The 1,612-nt window shown below is 73.5% G+C and carries 1 protein-coding gene; it reads left to right on the top strand.

The annotated features are described in order from the left end of the window. On the top strand, positions 1-1,612 hold a 1,612-nt coding region (locus ABTZ94_RS37470; protein ID WP_351207925.1), incomplete at both ends, for a beta-ketoacyl reductase.

Genomic DNA, 1,612 nt, shown 5'->3' with positions numbered 1-1,612 from the left:
CGAAGGTGGACGCGGCGTGGAACCTGCACGAGCTGACTCAGGACCTGGACCTCTCCGCGTTCGTTCTCTTCTCCTCGGCGGCCGGTGTCTTCGGCGGCGCGGGCCAGGGGAACTACGCGGCGGCGAACGCCTTCCTGGACGCCCTCGCCCAGCACCGCAGGGCCCAGGGGCTGGCCGGTTCCTCGCTGGCCTGGGGTCTGTGGGCGGAGTCGGGCGGCATGGCCGGTGAACTGGACGAGGCCGAGGTCGCCCGGCTGCGGCGCGGCGGTATCGTCGCGATCACCGCCGAGCACGGCCCGGAACTCTTCGACGCCTCCGTCCGCACCGACGAGGCGCTGCTGGTGCCGATGCCGCTGGACCTGGCTGCGCTGCGCGCCCAGGCGAGCGTCGGCATGCTGCCGCCGCTCTTCCGCGGCCTGGTCCGGGTGCCCCCGCGGCGCGCGGCCCAGGGTGCGGCCGCCGCACCGTCCGGCGCGCTCGGTCAGCAGCTGGCCGGCGTTTCCGAAGCGGAGGCGGACCGGATCGTCCACGACCTGGTCCGCGTCCATGTCGCGGCTGTCCTGGGCTACACCGGGCCCGAGGCGGTCGACCCGCAACGCGCCTTCAGTGAGGTCGGCTTCGACTCGCTCACCGCGGTCGAACTGCGCAATCGCCTGGGCTCGGCCACCGGCGTACGGCTCCCCGCCACGCTGATCTTCGACTACCCGACACCCACCGCGCTCGCGCGATACCTGCGCGGCGCGGCCCAGGGCGGCCGGGCTGCGGCCGCCGCACAGGTCGCCGCCCCCGCGGGCAACGACGAGCCCATCGCCATCGTGGCGATGAGCTGCCGCTTCCCCGGCGGGGTGCGCACCCCCGAGGACCTGTGGACGCTGGTCACCGAGGGCCACGACGCCATCTCCGACATGCCCACCGACCGCGGCTGGGACATCGAGGGGCTGTACGACGACGACCCGGACCAGCCGGGCACCAGCTACGCCCGCAACGGCGGGTTCCTGCACGACGCCCACCACTTCGACCCGGTCTTCTTCGGCATCAGTCCGCGCGAGGCCCTCGCGATGGACCCGCAGCAGCGGCTGCTGCTGGAGACCACCTGGGAGGCGTTCGAGCGCGCGGGCATCGACCCGGTGACCGCGCGCGGCAGCCGGACCGGCGTCTACACCGGCGTCATGTACAACGACTACGGCACGCTGCTGCACCGGGCGCCCGACGGTCTTGAGGGCTACATGGGCACCGCCAGCTCCGGCAGCGTCGCCTCGGGCCGCGTCTCGTACACCTTCGGTCTGGAAGGCCCGGCGGTCACGGTCGACACGGCCTGCTCCTCGTCGCTGGTGACCCTGCACATGGCGGTGCAGGCGCTGCGCTCCGGTGAGTGCGAACTGGCGCTGGCGGGCGGGGTGACCGTGATGGCCACCCCCGGTACCTTCGTGGCCTTCAGTAAGCAGCGCGGCCTGGCCACCGACGGCCGCTGCAAGCCTTTCGCGGCCGCCGCCGACGGCACCGCCTGGGGCGAGGGCGTCGGCATGCTGCTCGTGGAGCGGCTGTCCGACGCGCGGAAGAACGGCCACCCGGTTCTCGCGATCGTGCGGGGCAGTGCGATCAACCAGGACGG

Source organism: Streptomyces sp. NPDC002785 (assembly GCF_040295565.1).
GTDB lineage: Bacteria > Actinomycetota > Actinomycetes > Streptomycetales > Streptomycetaceae > Streptomyces.
This window is presented reverse-complemented; position numbering and strand designations above follow the sequence as displayed.